A 17191-nucleotide genomic window follows, 5' to 3' on the forward strand; every position below is an offset into this window, starting at 1 on the left:
CGACGCGGGACGTGGTTAGCAGTACCCCGGACGCCTGAGCAAGGGGCGCGCGCATCGGGCCGAATCGCTCTATGACGGCAGTATGCAGATCATCACGTACGCGGGAGACGAGTATTTGACCGGGGACGCGATCGCGAGCGCGTTGCTGGCGTACAGCCGCGCGCTGGGGGAAGAAGATCGCGCGGAGGTCGTCGAGATACCGATTCGAGACGAGGACGGCTCGGTCGTCACAGCGAAGTTCCTGATCGGGCCGGCGAGCCAGATCGTGGCCAAGAGCGTGACGGGGCATGGGCCGGAACTTGAGGATCCCGAACTGGTTCAGCGGTTGCAGCAGCTGACCCGCGGGGTCGAGTCGCCTGCGGGCGGCGCACTGGAGGCCTCGGACGAGATGAATCGGCAGTTCGACTGAGGTGAAACGCGAACGGGTGCCTCCCCGAAAGGAGACACCCGTTCATGTTGATGTCGGATCAGGCAGCCGACTTCGGAGCGTTGACGTCCGAGGGCAGAGCCTTCTTCGCGACCTCGACGAGGGCGGCGAACGCACCCTGGTCGGTCACGGCGAGCTCGGCGAGCATGCGGCGGTCGACCTGGACGCCGGCGAGGCCGAGGCCCTGGATGAAGCGGTTGTAGGTGATGCCGTTCTGGCGGGCAGCGGCGTTGATGCGCTGGATCCACAGACGACGGAAGTCGCCCTTGCGCTTGCGGCGGTCACGGTACGCGTAGACGAGCGAGTGGGTGACCTGCTCCTTCGCCTTCCGGTACAGACGCGAACGCTGACCGCGGTAACCCGACGCGCGCTCGAGGATGACCCGACGCTTCTTGTGCGCGTTGACTGCGCGCTTGACTCTTGCCATTTCTCTGTCTTCCTATTCCTGCGTTCGGGCGCTCAGCGGCCGAGGAGCTTCTTGGCGACCTTGGTGTCGTTCTTCGACAGCACCTGGTCCTGGTTCAGGCGGCGGGTGCGGCGGCTCGACTTGTGCTCGAGGTTGTGGCGCATGCCGGCCTGCTGCTTCTTCAGCTTTCCGCTGCCGGTGATCTTGAAGCGCTTCTTCGCACCCGAGTGGGTCTTCTGCTTCGGCATCTTCTCTTCCTTCGTGTGGCGCCCTGCTGGGCGACGGTGGTACCCGCTGAGAGAGCGGGAGACTGCGGGCGGATTACTCCGCGGCGGGTGCGGTGCCCGGCTTGGCCTCGCGGGCCGCCTGCCGGTTGGCCGCGCGGACGGCGTTCTGCTCGGCCTTGGCCTCGGACTTGTTCTTGAGCGGCGCGATGACCATGACCATGTTGCGACCGTCGATGGTCGGGTTCGACTCGACCGTTCCGAACTCCGCCACGTCCTCGGCGAACTTCTTCAGCAGGCGCACACCCTGCTCGGGACGCGACTGCTCGCGACCGCGGAACAGGATCATCGCCTTCACCTTGTCGCCGGCCTTGAGGAAGCCCTCGGCCCGCTTGAGCTTGGTCGTGTAGTCGTGCGCCTCGATCTTCAGGCGGAAGCGGACCTCCTTGAGGACCGTGTTCGCCTGGTTGCGGCGTGCTTCCTTGGCCTTCTGCGCGGCCTCGTACTTGAACTTGCCGTAGTCCATGATCTTGACCACGGGCGGCTTCGAGTTCGGGGCGACCTCGACCAGGTCGAGATCCGCCTCCTGTGCGAGGCGCAGCGCCGCCTCGATGCGGACGACGCCGATCTGCTCACCCGCGGGGCCGACGAGGCGGACCTCGGGGACGCGGATGCGCTCATTGGTGCGGGGATCGCTGATGCGGAGCTCCTTAGACGTGGGGTTTCGGCCACCGGGACGCGGTTCGCGTCTCGGGCGAAATCGGAGTCACCCACCCTGCCGGCAGCTCAGACGCCGGCTCTGCACCCTGCACCGGTGCGAACACCGGTCTACCGGTACGCGACCGGCGGAGCGCAAGACCCGGTAGCCTGGAACGGCAAGCGCGGGTGGGAATCGAATCCTCTTTCGTACCGGAGCATGACACTCCGGAGCCCGCAGAAGTCTACCAGAAAGCACCACGAAGTGACGATTCCGGGATCGGATGCCGCAGACGACCGCCACGAGCGCTGGAAGAAGCAGGAGGACGCCGCCTCCGCCGCCACCAGGGACATCGCCGACGTCGGCGCCGTCGAGGTGATCACCACCACCGCGGTGCACCTGATGAGTGCCGCCGCGGTCAAGGTCGGCCTGGCCGACGACCCGGACAGTCAGCTGGATCTCGACGAGGCGCGCAAGCTCATCAACGCCCTCGCCGGCCTCATCACCGCGGGGGCCCCGGAGATCAGCGACATGCACGCGCGATCGCTGCGCGACGGACTGCGCTCCCTGCAGCTGGCGTTCCGTGAGGCGTCGGTGATCCCGGACCCGATCGGCAAGGGACCGGGCGAGAAGTGGACCGGGCCGGTCACCTGAGATCCGGGATACCGGGACCGGGCGGTTCCCTGCGCTTGTGGCGCGAATGACCGCCTGGTCCCCGCCTCGCCCTGAGGATGTGGCCGGAATGGTCGTATCCGCCTGAGGGTGGGGCGCGACTGGCCGCTTCGTCGCGCCTGAAGCGGCCAGGTGCGCCACATCGACGCCCACGCCACCGGGGACGGACCCGGTTACCGGCGAGCGCTCAACGACCGGAAGATCTCAACTTCACGCTGAGCGAGTCGACGAGCACTGCCATCCTGTCGTCGGCGGCCCAGCGCTGCGCGAGCCGTGTCAGGACTGCGTCCAGCGTCGCCCGGTCGAGGCCGTCGATCAGCTCGAGTGTGACGATGAGCTCGGGGCCCCGCATCCTGGCATCCGCGTCGCCGGGGGCGACCGAGACGTCGATCACCGCCAGCTCGTGGGCGATGCTGCGCTGCAGTGCCTGGAACACCTCCGGGGAGAGAAAACTCGGCTCCCACGGCTGCCCCTGGGCCACGGCCCACACGGCGGGCCGACGGATCACGAACTCCGTCTCGGAGGTCGGGTCGAGCACGATGAGGTCGGTCTGCTCGCTCGAGGCGGCCAACGCCGCGCGGACGGCCTCGACCGGGATCGGCCGCGCCGCGGCATCCCATCGCGCCATCGTCTCGACCGAGGTGAAGACGGGCTGGACGCGGCGGCCGTCGGGGGCCGACACGGTGACGAGCGACAGCTCCTGCGTCTTGTCGACGGCGAGGCCGGAGGGCGCGACGCCCTCGAGACCCTTCTCGGCGATCAGCGGGACGAGCACGCGGGCCGAGCGGAACGCGTCGACGACCTCGCTCTGGCTGGCCCGCCCGGCGCGGAAGCGCAGCAGTGAGTCGAGCAGCGCCGGGTCGGCCGACCCGTCATCGCCGGACCGCTCGTTGGGCCGGAAGCGGCGGCCCTCCCAGGGGACCCCCGCGGAGTCCGCCGCCGGATGACAGGCGTGGTCGTCAGTCTCCCGCGACATCCAGCGCCTCGGCCAGGGTGAACTGCCCGGCATAGAGTGCCTTGCCGATGATGGCGCCTTCCACGCCGAGCGGCACGAGTTCGCGCAGCGCGACGATGTCGTCGAGGCTGGACACGCCGCCGGAGGCGATCACGGGCTTCGGGGTGCGCGAGGTGATCTCGCGCAGCAGGTCGAGGTTCGGTCCGCGCAGGGTGCCGTCCTTCGTGACGTCGGTGACGACGTAACGGCTGCAGCCGGCCTCCTCGAGACGCTCCAGGACCTCCCAGAGGTCACCGCCCTCCTTCGTCCAGCCGCGGGCGGCGAGGGTCGTGCCGCGCACGTCGAGGCCGACGGCGACGGCCTCCCCGTAGCGGCTGATCACGTCGGCAGCCCACTCCGGGTTCTCCAGCGCAGCCGTACCGAGGTTGATGCGCGTCGCGCCGGACTCCAGCGCCGCCTCGAGGCTGGCGTCGTCGCGGATGCCGCCGGAGAGCTCGATGTTGACGCCGCGATACTGCTTGATGACCTTGCGCACGATGCCGGCGTTGCTGCCCCGGCCGAACGCGGCGTCCAGGTCGACCAGGTGGATCCACTGCGCCCCCTGGTCCACCCACTCCCCCGCCGCGTCGATCGGGTCGCCATAGCTGGTCTCGGTGCCCGCCTCGCCCTGAGTGAGGCGGACCGCCTTCCCGCCCGCCACGTCGACGGCGGGGAGCAGGATGAGCGAGGGAGACTGCGCGAAGTCGTTCATGTCGTCCTTGCGTGAGGAATGTGGTCGCGCCCGATCGAGGCGCGAGAACCGAGACTAGTCCTGGTCGGCAGCCGGTTCAAACCGGGCGCCTCATGGCGACACCGCGGCTTTCAGACGCCGCCGGTAGGCTTCGAGGGATGTCCGACACGCCTGATGAACCGAACGCACCCCGGCCGGAGTACCGCCGACGTCGGCGGGAGCAGCATCAGCCCGAGCCGGCGGCACCAGATCTCATCCTCGGCGCACCGCTCTGGTCCGGAGAGGAGCCGGTGCTCCCCGAGCGTGCCGCGGAGCCCGGTCCGCTGCGCGCGGACACGATGCCGGAGCGACGCTCGTTCCTGCAGACGGAGCGCCCGGAGGAGCCGGCGCGGGACGGGATGCGCGGGGCGCTGAACCGACTGGGCCTGCGGCTGCCACCGGGCGAACGGGAGCAGTCGGAGCGCGACGACGAGCTGGCGGTGAGCCAGCATTGGGCCGGCCCGCGCACCATCGCGGTGGTGAACGGCAAGGGGGGCGCGGGCAAGACGCCGACCACGATCCTGCTGTCCGCCGTGTTCGCCCGCTACGGCGGGGCGGGCGTGCTCGCGTGGGACAACAACCAGACGCGCGGCACGCTGGGTTGGCGCACGGAGAAGGGTGCGCACGACCGCACGCTGCTCGAACTGCTGCCCGAGGCGGGGCGGCTGCTGGGAACGGCGGCGCAGTCGGCGGACCTCGCCCACTTCGTCCACCACCAGCCGCGCGAGAAGTACGACGTGCTGCGGTCGAAGCCGATTCGCCTCGCGCACGAGAACCGCGTGAATCCCGACGACGTCGACGCGATCCACGCCGTCGCCGCGAAGTTCTACCGGCTGATCTTCATCGACTCCGGCAACGACGAGTCCGACCCGATGTGGCTGCGGATGATCGACCACGCCGATCAGATCGTCGTGGCGACGACCACCCGCGACGACCATGCCGAGGCCGGCGCGCTGCTGCTGGAGGCACTGGCGCAGCGTGACGCCCGTTCGGCGCGCCTCGCCGAGCAGTCGGTCGTCGTGGTGTCGCAGGCAGACCGCAACGCCACGCCCGCGGACGTCGGCCACATCGTCGACGGCTACCGCTCCCTCGCACGCGAGGTCGTCAGCATTCCGTTCGACCACGAGATGGTGGACGGGCATCTGCGGTATAGCAGCCTCGGCCGGCGCACGCAGCGCGCCTGGCTCTCGGCCGCGGCGGCGGTCGCCCGCGGCCTCTGACGGGCGGTCGTCCCGACCGGGGATCAGCGCAGGCTGCCGACCCAGTTGCGCAGCAGCCGGATGCCGGCATCGCCGGACTTCTCCGGGTGGAACTGCGTCGCCGACAGCGGACCGTTCTCCACGGCGGCGAGGAACCGCTCGCCGTGGGTGGCCCAGGTCAGAGCCGGCTTCGGGAACGGTGGCTGAACGTCGAGGTCCCAGCTCTTCGCCGCGAACGAGTGGACGAAGTAGAACCGCTCGTGCTCGATGCCGCGGAACAGGACGCTGTTCTCGCCGGCTTCCACGGTGTTCCAGCCCATGTGCGGAAGCACCGGGGATTCCAGCTGCGTGACAGTGCCCGGCCACTCGCCGAGGCCGTCGGTGTTCTGACCGCGTTCGACGCCGCGGGCGAACATCACCTGCATGCCGACGCAGATGCCGAGCACTGGGCGGCCACCCGCGAGGCGACGTTCGATGATCTCGTCCCCGCCGTGGGCACGGAGCGCCTCGCGGACCGCGGCGAACGCCCCGACACCGGGGACGACCAGACCGTCGGCCTCCAGCGCCGCCGTGCGATCACCGGTGAGCTCGACCTCCGCCCCGGCGGCGGCCAATGCCTTCACCGCCGAGTGGACGTTGCCGGATTCGTAGTCGAAGACCGCGACTCGAGGTGCGCTGCTCACAGTGCGCCCTTCGTGGAGGGGATGCCGTCGACCAGCGGGTCGAGGGTCTTGGCCTGTCGGAACGCGCGCGCGAAGGCCTTGAACTCCGCCTCCGCGATGTGGTGCGGGTCGCGGCCGCCCACCACGCGCACGTGCACGGTGAGTCCGGCGTTGAAGGTGATCGCCTCGAAGACGTGGCGCACCAGGGAACCGGTGAAGTGCCCGCCGATGAGGTGGAACTCGAACCCGGCGGGCTCCCCCTCGTGCACGAGGAACGGCCGGCCGGAGATGTCGACGACGGCCTGCGCCAGCGCCTCGTCCAGCGGCACCAGGGCGTCGCCGTAGCGGGAGATGCCCGCCTTGTCGCCGAGTGCCTCACGGATCGCCTGACCGAGCACGATCGAGACGTCCTCGACGGTGTGGTGCGCGTCGATGTGCGTGTCGCCGGTCGCCTTGACGGTCAGGTCGGTCAGCGAGTGCTTGGCGAACGCCGTCAGCATGTGGTCGAAGAACGGCACCGACGTGTCGATGCTGCTGCGCCCGGTGCCGTCGAGGTCGAGTTCGACCTCGACCGTCGACTCCGAGGTGCTGCGCGTGCGGCGGGCGGTGCGTGCGGTCATGAAGGCGATCCTATCGACGCCAGCGCGTCCAGGAACGCGGTGGTCTCCGCCTCGGTGCCGGCGGTCACCCGCAGGTGGCCAGGGATGCCGACGTCCCGGATGAGCACGCCACGGTCGTACAGCCCCCGCCACACCGCCTTGGGGTCGTCGACGCCGCCGAACAGCACGAAGTTGGACCAGGACGGGTGCGGGTCGTAACCCAGCGCCTCGAGCGTCGCGGAGATGCGGTCGCGCTGTGCGACGATCTCGTCGACCATGTGCAGCATGGTGGCGGAGTTGCGCAACGCTGCCACAGCCGCCGCCTGGGTGAGCGCGCTGAGGTGGTAAGGCAGTCGCACCAGCCGCAGGGCGTCGATGAACACCGGATCAGCGGCCAGGTAACCGACTCGGGCTCCGGCGAACGCGAATGCCTTGCTCATCGTGCGCGAGACGGCAAGGCGGGGACGGCCGTCGAGGAGCGTGAGAGCGGATGCCGCATCGTGCGGCGCGAACTCGTGATAGGCCTCGTCGACGATGACCACACCCTTGGCCACCTCGTAGACCGCCTCGACGACATCCAGCCCGAGAGGCGTACCCGTCGGGTTGTTCGGCGAGCACAGGATGACCACATCGGGGTCGGCCGCTGCGACCTGGGCGGCGGCGTCCTCGGCGGTGAGGGTGTAATCGGGCTCGCGGGTGCCGGCGAGCCAGCGCGCGCCCGTGCCCTGGGCGATCAGCGGGTACATCGAGTAGGTCGGTGAGAAGCCGAAGACCGTGCGACCGGGTCCGGCGAACGCCTGCATGATGTGCTGCAGCACCTCGTTGGATCCGTTGCCTGCCCAGATCCGGTCGGCGCTCAGGCCGTGGCCGAGGTACTCGGCGAAGGCCTCGCGGAGCGGCGTGAACTCGCGGTCCGGGTAGCGGTTCACGTCGCGCAGGGCGAGGGCGATGTCGTCGAGGATGTCGCTGGCGACGTCGTCCGGCACCGGATGCGTGTTCTCGTTCACGTTGAGCGCGATGGGCAGGGGTGCCTGCGGCGCACCGTAGGGGGTCGAGCCGCGAAGATCGTCGCGGAGGGGCAGCTCATCGAGGGATGTCACTCTTCCCATGCTAGAGCGCGGGGAATGGGAGGGCCCTTCGGATGACGGGGCTCAGTCGGCGTACTCCACCGGGATCGCGATCTCGCTGCCGGCCTGGACCATCCCGCTGGGGAGGTTGTTGAGGCGGATGATGTCCTCGACCACCTCACGAGGGTCGACGCCGGGCGCCGCCTCGGCCGCGATGGACCACAGGGTGTCGCCGGGAAGCACGGTGACGGTCTCGAAGACGACCGGCTCGGCCTGCTCCCCCGAGGCGAGAGCGGAGCCGCCGGCGAGCACCGAGGCGACGATACCTGCGACGAGGGGCGTCGCAGCCAGGCCGAGCAGGACGCGACGCCCACGGGTGGTGAGCCGCAGCCGCGTCGTCGCGGCGCTCGCGCGCCGAGCGGCCAGGGTGGCGGTGATGTCGATGGTCACGGGTGCCTGGATGCCGGTGGTGCTCATGTGACGCTCCTCTGCGCTCCGCCGGCGGAGCCGGTGGGAAGTGGTGCAGCTTTCGCATCCGCCATCCGGCCGGGGATGGCGGATGCGAAGCTACGTTCCGAATATATCTTCGATATCGAACATCTGTCAACCGTTCTTCGAAACCTGGTTCGAGTTTCTTCCGACACGCTCGAACAGATCTTCCGAATCCCGGAGGAACTCGGATACCGTTTCGATATGCACAGCCCACCACGGGCCACCGACATTCGAATCCGACGCCAGCGACGGCGTCCGATGCAGCAGCGCGGACAGCGCACGAAGGAGCACTGATGAGCGAGACACCCGCCCCGGCATCCGACGCCCCGCGCACCCGCCGCCGGAAGAGCCTGAGCCCCAAGCAGATGGCCATCCTGGAGGTCATCCAGAGCTCGATCGCGCGTCACGGGTACCCCCCGAGCATGCGGGAGATCGGCGACGCGGTGGGGCTGAAGTCGCTGTCCAGCGTGACCCATCAGCTGGGTCAGCTGGAGTTGAGCGGCTACCTGCGCCGTGACCCGGGCAAGACGAGGGCGATGGAGGTGCTCATCGATCTGCCGGGGACGAGCACCGAGAACCCGGCCGACGCCGGCCCCTCGGTGGGCGACGCCGCGCTCGTACCGCTGGTCGGCCGGATCGCCGCCGGCGTGCCGATCACCGCCGAGCAGCAGGTCGAGGAGATCTTCCCGCTCCCCCGGCAGCTCGTCGGCAAGGGCGAGCTGTTCATGCTGAAGGTCAGCGGCGACTCGATGATCGATGCGGCCATCTGCGACGGCGACTGGGTGGTCGTGCGGTCGCAGAACACCGCCGAGAACGGCGAGATCGTCGCGGCGATGCTCGACGGCGAAGCCACCGTCAAGACGTTCCGGCGCCGTGACGGGCACACCTGGCTGCTGCCGCGCAACTCGGCGTTCGAGCCGATCCTCGGCGACGACGCGACCGTGCTCGGCAAGGTCGTCGCCGTGCTCCGCGCCGTCTGACCCCTCTCTCAACCCCTCTCTCAACCCGTTTGGGGCGGATTCTCGCGTTCGGGGCGGGTCTCCGCCGCCCCAAGTGCGAGAATCCGCCCCAAACCGGTGTGTGTGGGGGGACCCGTGTCAGGCGCGGATGGCGACGTCCTCACGCACGCGGCGGGTGGCCTCCACGATGTTGCGCAGCGAGGCGATGGTCTCGTCGTATCCGCGGGTCTTCAGCCCGCAGTCCGGGTTCACCCACACCTGGCGCAGCGGCAGCTCCTCGGTCGCCCGGCGCAGCAGCGCCTCGATCTCGTCCACGCTCGGCACGCGCGGCGAGTGGATGTCGTACACGCCGGGTCCGATGCCGTGGTCGAAGCCCGCCTCGGCGATGTCCGCGACGACCTCCATGCGGCTGCGGGCCGCCTCGATCGAGGTGACGTCGGCGTCCAGCGCACGGATGGCGTCGATCACGACACCGAACTCGGAGTAACACAGGTGGGTGTGCACCTGGGTGGCGGGGGCGGCGCCGGCGGTGGCCAGGCGGAACGAACGCACCGACCAATCGAGGTAGGCCGGCTGGTCCGCCTTCTTCAGCGGCAGCAGCTCGCGCAGCGCCGGCTCGTCGACCTGGATGATGGCGATGCCCGCCTGCTCCAGGTCGGCGATCTCGTCACGCAGCGCGAGAGCGACCTGGTTGGCGGTCTCGGCCAGCGGCTGGTCGTCTCGGACGAACGACCAGGCCAGGATCGTCACGGGTCCGGTGAGCATGCCCTTGACCGGCTTGACGCTGAGCGACTGCGCGTACGACGCCCAGTCGACGGTGATCGGCGCAGGGCGCGACACGTCGCCCCACAGGATCGACGGCCGGGTGGCCCGGGAACCGTACGACTGCACCCAGCCGTTCTCGGTGACCGCGAATCCGTCGAGGTGCTCGGCGAAGTACTGCACCATGTCGTTGCGCTCCGGCTCGCCGTGCACCAGCACGTCGAGTCCGAGGTCCTCCTGCAGCGAGACGACACGGTCGATCTCCGCCTTCAGGAACGCCTCGTAGTCCTCGGCCGGCAGCTCGCCGCGCAGGTACTGGGCGCGCGCCCGGCGGATGTCTCCCGTCTGCGGGAACGACCCGATCGTCGTCAGCGGCAGGGCGGGCAGATCGAGTGCCTGCTGGGCGGTCTCGCGCTCCTCGTACGACGCGCGTGCGAAGTCCTCCTCGGACAGTTCGCGGGCGCGGACCGCGCCGTCGCGCACGCCGGGGGCGCTGCGGCGGTCGGCCAGCGCGGCGGATGCCGCGTCGAGCTCGGTATGAATCGCGTCGCGGCCCTCCGCCAGGCCCCGTGCCAGGGTGACGACCTGCCCGACCTTCTGGTCGGCGAAGGCCAGCCACGACACCAGGCGGGCGTCGAGTGCGGACTCGTCCTCGACGTCGTGCGGCACGTGCAGCAGCGAGGTGGAGGTGGAGGCGGCGACCGCGTCGGCGCCGAGGGCGCGCAGCGCCTCGAGTAGGCCGAACGCGGCATCCAGGTCTCCGCGCCAGATGTTGTGGCCGTCGATGACGCCGCCGACCAGGGTCTTGCCGGCCAGGTCGGCGCCGCCGGCCGGCACGGCACCGCGCACCAGGTCGACGCCGATCGCCTCGACGGGAGCGGCGGCGAGCACGTCGAAGGCGGCGTCGAGGGCGGCGTACGGCGCCGCGACGAAGATCGAAGGACGCTCGGCTGCGCCGCCGAGCACGGCCAGCGCCCGCTGCGCGGCATCCGCAAGCTCCTGCGGCGCGACCGGCAGCGACTCGCTGACCAGGGCGGGCTCATCGAGCTGCACCCACTCGGCGCCGGCGGCCTTCAGCTTCGCGAGCAGCTCGGTGTACACCGGGAGCAGGTCATCCAGGCGGGACAGCGGCGCATACCCTTCCGGGGCGTCGTCGGACGCCTTCGACAGGGCCAGCAGCGTGACGGGTCCGACGATCACGGGTCGGGTGCGGAACCCGGCATCCGCGGCCTCGGCCACCTCGCGGACCAGACGCTCGCTGGAGAGGGTGAACGTCGTCTCCGGGCCGATCTCGGGCACCAGGTAGTGGTAGTTGGAGTCGAACCACTTCGTCATCTCGAGGGGCGCACGCTCGCCCTCGCCGCGGGCGATGGTGAAGTAGGCGGGCAGGCCGATGGTGCCATCCGCGTCGCGCAGGTCCTCGAACCGTGCGGGGATCGCACCGACCGTGACCGCCGCGTCGAGCACCTGGTCGTAGTACGAGAACGACTCCGGGATGGCGGAATCATCCCGCCCGAGGCCGAGGGCGGCGAGGCGCTCACGGGTGACGCGGCGCAGCTCGGCGGTGGTGCGCTCCAGCTCGGCCTCGTCGATGCGGCCGGCCCAGAACGACTCCACGGCCTTCTTCAGTTCGCGGCGGCGCCCGATGCGCGGGTATCCGAGGATGGTCCCTGCGGGGAAAGCGGTCATGGTGTTCCTTTCGATGCGGACGAGAGCTCGAGCTGCGGGATGATCCCGGCCTCGGCGAGGACGTCCAGCACGGTGTCGTGCTGGTTGAACGCGTACAGATGCACCCCGGGGGCCCCGCCGGCGACGACGTCGCGGGTGAGCTGCGCGGCCCAGCGGATGCCGATCTGCCGGCGTCCCTCAGCGGTCGGCTCGACCTCGAGGGCGATGGCGAGTTCGCCGGGGAGCTCCTCGCCGGTCAGTTCCAGGACGCGAGCGAGCCGGGCGGGGGACGTGATCGGCATGATGCCGGGGAGGATCGGGATGGTCACGCCGGCGCGACGGGCGCGCTCGACGAACGCGAGGTAGTCGTCGGCGTGGAAGAACAGCTGCGTGATGGCGAACGTCGCGCCGGCCGCCTGCTTGGCGAGCAGCGCCTCGACGTGCTGCGTGCTGTACGCCGAGCGTGGGTGCCCGTTCGGGAACGCGGCCACCGCGATGTTCACCTTCCGCCGCGGGGAGACCGCGACCGCGCCGGGGTGGCCGGGCACCGGCGTCTCCTCGTAGGGGGCGCGCTCCGCCTGCACCCGATCGATCAGCTGCACCAGCTGCGCCGAGCTCTCCAGGTCGCCGAGGAACGGCTCGCCCTCGGTGTGTCCTGCGGGCGGGTCGCCGCGCAGCGCCAGGAAGCTGAGGATCCCGGCATCCAGGAACTCGCGGATCAGGCGGGTCGCGCCGGCGTAGGTGTTACCGACGCAGGTGAGGTGCGCGAGCGGCTCCACAGAGGTGTGCCGGCGGATGTGTCGCAGCACCTCCAGCGAGCGGCCGCCAGTGGACCCGCCGGCCCCGTACGTCACCGACAGGAAGTCGGGGCCGGCCGCGGCGAGGCGGCGGATGGTCTCGTGCAGCGCCTCGGCGTTCGCCGGGGTGCGTGGTGGATACAGCTCGAAGGAGAACGGGACACGGCGCACGGTGTTCTCCTCGGTCGCGGGGGCGGGCATCTCCAGCACGGTAGATCAGGCGCTCAGGGCCGCGCACACTCTGTGACGCCGTGTGTCGCCGGCCGCTGGATAGGCTCGGCTGCATGACCCTGCCGTACGGATCCTGGCCGTCGCCGTTCAGCGCCGCGCACATCACGCGCGCCCCCGCCCGCATCGACGGCGCGATGTTCGTGCGGGACGAGATCTGGTGGGGCGAATCGGTGCCGGCCGAGCGCGGCAGGGTGACCGTGCGCAGCTCCGCCGGGCGGGAGTTGCTCCCAGGACCGTGGAGCGCACGCTCCCGCGTTCACGAGTACGGCGGTGGGGCGTGGACGGCGGGCGACGACGGCGTCCTGTACTTCGTGGAGGGATCCGACCAGCGCGTCTACCGGCTGCTGCCCGGCGGGGAGCCGGAGCCGCTGACCGCTCCCGGGGCGGCGTTCGGCGGCCTGCGGCTGCAGCGCGGGCGGCTGCTCGCCGTCCGCGAGGATCTGCGGCCCGACCCGCACCGGCGCGGAATCGTCGAGATCCCGCTGGACGGGTCGGCCGCCGAGGACGAGACGGCGGTGCGGACTCTGGTGGGCGGATCGGGGTTCTTCGCGCACCCCGCGCTCTCCCCCGACGGCTCGCGTCTCGCGTTCGTGGAGTGGAGCGGGCGGCGGATGCCATGGGAGCAGGCGACGTTGCGCATCGTCCGGCTGGACGGCGACGAATTCGCTGACGTGTCCACTCGCGCCGCGCTGCAGCCGGAATGGACATCGGACGGCGAGCTGCTGCACCTGGACGATCCGAGCGGCCGCTGGAACCTGCACCGACTGCGCCTGGACGACCTGCGCGTCGCCGGCTCTGAGCCGCTCGCGCCGGCGGGTGCCGACACCGGAGGCGGCCTGTGGGTGCTCGGCAACCGCTGGTATCGGCCTCTGGAGGACGGCCGCATCGTCGCGGTGCGCACGAACGGCTCCGACGAGATCGTGCTGATCGAGCCCCGCGACGGCGCCGCCCGGGTCGATCTGCTCACGCTGCCGGTGACGGCGGGGGCGAGCATCGACGACGCGCGCGGTTCGCGGGTGCTGATCTCGGGCTCGGGCGCCCGCATGGGCCAGGGCCTGTGGTGCGTCGACGTGGACGCCGCCACTGTGACCACCGTCATCGGCGGCGACGAGGCGGACCCGGCGTGGATGCCGCGGGCGCGGCAGGTGTCGTTCGACGGCCCGCATGGCACCGTGCACGCCTTCGACTACCGGCCGGCGAACCCCGGAGCCACGGCATCCGAGGAGGAGCTCCCGCCCTACATCGTCATGGTGCACGGGGGGCCGACCGCGCACGTGTCGGGCGCGGCGTCCACGGCGTACGCGTACTGGACCAGTCGCGGCATCGGCGTGCTCGACGTCAACTACGGCGGCTCCACCGGCTACGGCCGCGCCTATCGGGAGCGCCTGGACGGCCAGTGGGGCGTCGTGGACGTGGACGACGTGATCGCCGCGGCGCGCGGGCTCGCCGAGTCGGGCGTGGCCGACCCGCGCCGCATCGCGATCCGCGGCGGCTCGGCCGGCGGCTGGACCGTGCTGTGCGCGCTGGTGCGGGGCGGCACGTTCGCCGCGGGGATCTCCCGTTACGGGGTCGCCGACCTGCGGATGCTGGCCGCGGAGACCCACGACTTCGAGCGGCACTACCTCGACGGGCTGGTCGGCCCGCTGCCCGAGGCGGACGCGGTGTACCGCGAGCGGTCGCCACTGTCGCACGCCGACCGCATCGACGTGCCGGTGCTGCTGGAGCAAGGATCGGAGGACCCGGTCGTGCCTCCGTCGCAATCGGAGGCGATCCGCGACGCGCTCGCCGCCCGCGGGGTGCCGCACGAGTACGTGCTCTACGAGGGCGAAGGGCACGGTTTCCGTCGCGCGGACACCATGATCGCGTCGCTGGAGACCGAGCTGACCTTCCTGGGCCGGGTGTTCGGGTTCGAGCCGCAACTCTGACGCCCCGGCGTCACTCCCCGAGTCTGTTGCGCATCCTCATCGCCCGCTCGGCCTCGCGGGTGTCCTGACGCTCCCGCAGAGCCTGCCGCTTGTCGAACTCGCGTTTGCCCTTCGCCAGGGCGATCTCGACCTTGGCGCGCCCGTCGGAGAAGTAGAGCTTCAACGGCACCAGGGTGTAACCCCCCGCGGAGACGGCGTGCTCGAGCTTGTGGATCTCCTCGCGGTGCAGCAGCAGCTTGCGCACGCGCTTGGCGGAGTGGTTGGTCCAGTGCCCCTGGGAGTACTCCGGGATGTGCACGGCATCGAGGAACGCCTCACCGCCCTTGATGTACGCGTACCCGTCCGTGAGGTTCGCGCGTCCCTGACGCAGCGACTTCACCTCGGTGCCGGTGAGCACGAGGCCCGCCTCGTACGACTTCTCGAGGTTGTAGTCGTGTCGAGCGCGACGGTTGGTCGCGACGACCTTCTCCCCGCGTTCCCTGGGCATGATTGTCTCCTGATCCGTGCCGCGCACACGCACGGCAGCCCATCAGCTTACACGCGCGCGGCGCCGGCCGATGCGCGGGTCAGGTCCGCAGCCAGCGGCGGATCGCGAACCCGGCCGACAGCGCGGCCAGCACGATGCCGATGCCGATCAGCACCGGCACCACGAACGCGGCCTCCTGCATGCCCACCAGCGGACGCATGAACGGCACGCGCTCGGCGAGGTACCCCTCGACGCCGAAGCGCACGCCGGCGAGCACCGCTGCACCGGCGAGCACCGAGCCGAGCAGCGCGGCGAAGACCCCCTCCAGCACGAACGGCGTCTGGATGGAGCGGTTGGACGCGCCGACCAGACGCATGATCCCGATCTCCTTGCGCCGCGCATAGGCGGACAGCCGGATCGTGGTCGCGATGAGCAGCACCGCCGCGACGAGCATGAGCGACGCGATGCCGACGGCGATGTAGGTCGCGACGGTGAGGGCGGAGAACAGCGGGTCCAGCAGCTTGCGCTGGTCCTTGACCTCGTCGACGCCGGCCTGACCGTGGAACGCCTCGGTGAGCACCTGCGACTGCTCGGGGTCCTTCATCGTGACGCGGAACGCCTCGGACATCTGCTCGACCCCGAGGATGTCGGCCTGCTCCTGGCCGAACTGGTCCACCAGATCCTGGTAGGCGTCCTCCTTGCTCTCGAACCGCACATCGCTGATGAGCGGCGCCAGGGCGTCGCCGTTCAGCGCCGCGCGGACGCTCTCGACCTGCTCGGGGGTCGCCGAGCCGGAGACGCAGTTCGGGTTGGTGGACAGCGGCGAGCACATGTAGACGGTGACCTCGGCGCGGTCGCCCCAGAACGCCCGCATGGTGCTGATCTGGGTCTGCATGAGGATCGCCGCGCCGACGAACGTGAGCGACACGAACGTGACCAGCACGACCGAGATGACCATCGACACGTTGCGGCGCAGGCCCAGCAGGGCCTCGCCGATGATGAGTCCGACGTTCACGAGGTGGGCCCCACTTCCTCATCGTCGTCGTCCGACAGGCCGAGCCGGTCGGCCACGCCGAGCTCGGCGACCTCCACCTCCGGCAACGGGATCTGGCTGGTGCGCGGACCGACCGTGGCCGGTTCGTCAGCGCCGGGGCGGTCGCCCGCCGCAGCTGCCGTGGCGGATGCCGGTTCGGATGCCGTGGCCGGCGCCGCTTCCGGGGACTCGGCGCGCTCGGCATCCTGCCGGTCGGTGCCGGCGTCGTTCGCCGGCGCCGTCTCCGGTTCGATGACGGGCATGGCCGTGGTCTGCCGGTGCACCTCCTGCACCGCCGTGAGTGCGGCGGCGGCCGCCGCGCCGCGCACCGCCTCGGGAGCCAGCCGCGGGATGTTGGAGGTGTCGCCGTAACCGCCGCCGGTTTCGTCGCGCACCATCTCGCCGTCCTGCAGCTCGATGACGCGACGCTGCATCTGGTCGACGAAGCCGGCCTCGTGTGTGGCCATGACGACGGTGGTGCCGCCGGCGTTGATGCGGGTGAGCAGCTGCATGATGCCGACGGAGGTGGCCGGGTCGAGGTTTCCGGTCGGCTCGTCGGCGAGCAGGATCTTCGGCCGGTTCACGATGGCGCGGGCGATCGCGACGCGCTGCTGCTCCCCGCCGGACAGCTCGTGCGGCATCCGCTTCTCCTTGCCGTCCAGGCCGACGAGGGCGAGCGCCTCGGGCACCGCCTGCTGGATGAAGCCGCGGGACGACCCGATCACCTGCAGCGAGAAGGCCACGTTCTGGTAGACGGTCTTGGAGGGCAGCAGCCGGAAGTCCTGGAAGACCGAGCCGATGTGCCGGCGGAAGTAGGGCACCTTGCGGTTCGCGAGCGAGCGCAGGTCGCGTCCGAGCACGGCCACCCGACCGGCGGACGGCACCTCCTCTCGAAGAATGAGGCGGAGGCAGGTCGACTTGCCGGAGCCTGAGGCTCCGACGAGGAACACGAACTCCCCCGGGTCGACCTCGAAGTCGACTCCGGAGAGGGCTGGTCGTCTGGTGCCGCGGTAGCGCTTGGTGACGTTCTCGAACCGGATCATGGCCATTCGAGCCTAGGCGCGCCCAGGCGAGGCGGCTCCAGCGACACTCCCCAGCGCCGAACAGTTCGTGCTCGCGCCGCAAGAGTTCATGTGCTCGTCGCGGCGGGATACACGTAGAGGCGCTGTCCAGCGCCGAGA

19 protein-coding genes are annotated in these 17191 nt (G+C 70.5%); 5 read left to right on the forward strand and 14 right to left on the reverse strand.

The genetic code is table 11. The features are described from left to right. Positions 1 to 82: 82 nt before the first annotated feature. Entirely contained in the window at positions 83 to 409 is a 327-nt protein-coding gene (locus RIF65_RS14455) for a hypothetical protein (RefSeq protein ID WP_309067076.1), read from the forward strand. A 58-nt stretch (positions 410 to 467) separates the two neighbouring features. Here RIF65_RS14455 and rplT read toward each other — a convergent pair whose 3' ends face one another. From rplT to infC, 3 genes are all read right to left on the reverse strand, one after another. Further along, on the reverse strand, positions 468 to 854 hold the full coding sequence (gene rplT, locus RIF65_RS14460) for a 50S ribosomal protein L20 (RefSeq protein ID WP_309067075.1): 387 nt from the start codon (positions 852 to 854) through the stop codon (positions 468 to 470). 32 nt (positions 855 to 886) lie between these two features. Further along, positions 887 to 1081: a 50S ribosomal protein L35 gene (gene rpmI / locus RIF65_RS14465; protein ID WP_243232621.1), complete on the reverse strand. Its 195-nt coding sequence runs from the start codon at positions 1079 to 1081 to the stop codon at positions 887 to 889. Between the two features lie 73 nt (positions 1082 to 1154). Then, positions 1155 to 1757: a translation initiation factor IF-3 gene (gene infC / locus RIF65_RS14470; RefSeq protein ID WP_309067003.1), complete on the reverse strand. Its 603-nt coding sequence runs from the start codon at positions 1755 to 1757 to the stop codon at positions 1155 to 1157. 261 nt (positions 1758 to 2018) lie between these two features. On the opposite strand from infC, the gene RIF65_RS14475 reads away from it, so the two are divergent. Beyond that, positions 2019 to 2408, forward strand: coding sequence for a DUF1844 domain-containing protein (locus tag RIF65_RS14475; protein ID WP_309066963.1), 390 nt, complete (start codon positions 2019 to 2021; stop codon positions 2406 to 2408). Positions 2409 to 2613: 205 nt separating this feature from the next. Here the strand turns inward: RIF65_RS14475 and RIF65_RS14480 are convergent, their stop codons facing one another. Beyond that, a complete protein-coding gene (locus tag RIF65_RS14480) occupies positions 2614 to 3402 on the reverse strand; it encodes an SseB family protein (RefSeq protein ID WP_309066964.1) in 789 nt (262 codons plus the stop codon). After that, positions 3386 to 4132, reverse strand: a complete 747-nt coding sequence (priA, locus tag RIF65_RS14485) for a bifunctional 1-(5-phosphoribosyl)-5-((5-phosphoribosylamino)methylideneamino)imidazole-4-carboxamide isomerase/phosphoribosylanthranilate isomerase PriA (protein WP_309066965.1) — start codon at positions 4130 to 4132, stop codon at positions 3386 to 3388. Before priA ends, RIF65_RS14480 begins: the two co-directional genes overlap by 17 nt. 137 nt (positions 4133 to 4269) lie before the next feature. On the opposite strand from priA, the gene RIF65_RS14490 reads away from it, so the two are divergent. Further along, positions 4270 to 5370: a MinD/ParA family ATP-binding protein gene (locus RIF65_RS14490; protein ID WP_309066966.1), complete on the forward strand. Its 1101-nt coding sequence runs from the start codon at positions 4270 to 4272 to the stop codon at positions 5368 to 5370. 23 nt (positions 5371 to 5393) lie between these two features. On the opposite strand, the gene hisH is transcribed toward RIF65_RS14490, so the two are convergent. Genes hisH through RIF65_RS14510 form a run of 4 tightly spaced genes read right to left on the reverse strand, consistent with a single transcriptional unit; the run spans position 5394 to position 8154 of the window. Beyond that, positions 5394 to 6032: an imidazole glycerol phosphate synthase subunit HisH gene (gene hisH, locus RIF65_RS14495; RefSeq protein ID WP_309066967.1), complete on the reverse strand. Its 639-nt coding sequence runs from the start codon at positions 6030 to 6032 to the stop codon at positions 5394 to 5396. Further along, positions 6029 to 6631 carry an imidazoleglycerol-phosphate dehydratase HisB gene (gene hisB, locus RIF65_RS14500; RefSeq protein WP_309066968.1) on the reverse strand — a complete coding sequence of 201 codons (603 nt, stop codon included), beginning with the start codon at positions 6629 to 6631 and terminating at the stop codon, positions 6029 to 6031. Before hisB ends, hisH begins: the two co-directional genes overlap by 4 nt. Then, positions 6628 to 7719 (reverse strand): histidinol-phosphate transaminase, encoded by a 1092-nt coding sequence (locus RIF65_RS14505; protein ID WP_309066969.1) that lies wholly within the window; start codon positions 7717 to 7719, stop codon positions 6628 to 6630. Before RIF65_RS14505 ends, hisB begins: the two co-directional genes overlap by 4 nt. A 42-nt stretch (positions 7720 to 7761) precedes the next feature. Next, complete coding sequence (locus RIF65_RS14510; RefSeq protein ID WP_309066970.1) at positions 7762 to 8154, reverse strand: LysM peptidoglycan-binding domain-containing protein; 393 nt, start codon at positions 8152 to 8154, stop codon at positions 7762 to 7764. A gap of 308 nt (positions 8155 to 8462) precedes the next feature. Here RIF65_RS14510 and lexA point away from each other — a divergent pair, with 308 nt between their 5' ends. Then, positions 8463 to 9149 (forward strand): transcriptional repressor LexA, encoded by a 687-nt coding sequence (lexA, locus tag RIF65_RS14515; protein WP_309066971.1) that lies wholly within the window; start codon positions 8463 to 8465, stop codon positions 9147 to 9149. Between the two features lie 117 nt (positions 9150 to 9266). On the opposite strand, the gene metE is transcribed toward lexA, so the two are convergent. Further along, positions 9267 to 11579 carry a 5-methyltetrahydropteroyltriglutamate--homocysteine S-methyltransferase gene (gene metE, locus RIF65_RS14520; RefSeq protein ID WP_309066972.1) on the reverse strand — a complete coding sequence of 771 codons (2313 nt, stop codon included), beginning with the start codon at positions 11577 to 11579 and terminating at the stop codon, positions 9267 to 9269. Further along, positions 11576 to 12556, reverse strand: a complete 981-nt coding sequence (locus RIF65_RS14525) for a methylenetetrahydrofolate reductase (protein ID WP_309066973.1) — start codon at positions 12554 to 12556, stop codon at positions 11576 to 11578. The genes metE and RIF65_RS14525 overlap by 4 nt, the downstream gene beginning before the upstream one ends. A gap of 83 nt (positions 12557 to 12639) precedes the next feature. Here RIF65_RS14525 and RIF65_RS14530 point away from each other — a divergent pair, with 83 nt between their 5' ends. Continuing rightward, the gene (locus RIF65_RS14530) at positions 12640 to 14511 is read left to right on the forward strand and encodes a S9 family peptidase (RefSeq protein ID WP_309066974.1); all 1872 of its coding nucleotides are present in this window, start codon (positions 12640 to 12642) and stop codon (positions 14509 to 14511) included. A 10-nt stretch (positions 14512 to 14521) separates the two neighbouring features. Here the strand turns inward: RIF65_RS14530 and smpB are convergent, their stop codons facing one another. From smpB to ftsE, 3 genes are all read right to left on the reverse strand, one after another. Then, on the reverse strand, positions 14522 to 14998 hold the full coding sequence (smpB, locus tag RIF65_RS14535) for an SsrA-binding protein SmpB (protein ID WP_309066975.1): 477 nt from the start codon (positions 14996 to 14998) through the stop codon (positions 14522 to 14524). A gap of 79 nt (positions 14999 to 15077) precedes the next feature. After that, the gene (gene ftsX / locus RIF65_RS14540; protein WP_309066976.1) at positions 15078 to 15992 is read right to left on the reverse strand and encodes a permease-like cell division protein FtsX; all 915 of its coding nucleotides are present in this window, start codon (positions 15990 to 15992) and stop codon (positions 15078 to 15080) included. Next, positions 15989 to 17053 (reverse strand): cell division ATP-binding protein FtsE, encoded by a 1065-nt coding sequence (ftsE, locus tag RIF65_RS14545; RefSeq protein ID WP_309066977.1) that lies wholly within the window; start codon positions 17051 to 17053, stop codon positions 15989 to 15991. Before ftsE ends, ftsX begins: the two co-directional genes overlap by 4 nt. Positions 17054 to 17191: the final 138 nt, after the last annotated feature.

This window comes from Microbacterium sp. (genome assembly GCF_031180975.1).
Classification (GTDB): domain Bacteria; phylum Actinomycetota; class Actinomycetes; order Actinomycetales; family Microbacteriaceae; genus Microbacterium.